The sequence below is a fragment of the Methylobacterium sp. D48H genome (assembly GCF_053345715.1).
Genome location: NZ_JBKFAP010000189.1, coordinates 1 through 292 on the forward strand (window position 1 = coordinate 1; position 292 = coordinate 292).

The following is a 292-nucleotide window of genomic DNA, read 5'->3' on the forward strand; positions in this document are numbered from 1 at the left end:
CCAGGCGGGATCCCGCGCGCGTAAGGAGGCGTCGAAGGCGGCGTTGCTCTCCGCGAACGACCGGTCCGCCTCGCGGAACGGCCCGTACAGGAACAGGACGCCGCCCGCGCTCAGGGCGCGTCCGGCGCCGGCCATCAAGCCCTCGGTGGCGGCCCAGGGCGCGATATGGATCATGTTGATGCACACGATCCCGTCGACCCGCGCGACGGGCCACGCCGCGGCGGCGGCGTCGAGCGCGAGCGGCGGCCGGATGTTGGGGAGGCCGGCCCGGAACGCGTGCGCGGCGATGCTG

The 292-nt window shown here is 75.3% G+C and carries 1 protein-coding gene; it reads right to left on the bottom strand.

Annotation, left to right across the window (positions count from 1 at the left end; translation table 11 throughout):
- A partial coding sequence (locus ACLBX8_RS32070; RefSeq protein WP_447716458.1) for a DUF938 domain-containing protein occupies window positions 1–292 on the bottom strand: 292 nt, incomplete at both ends.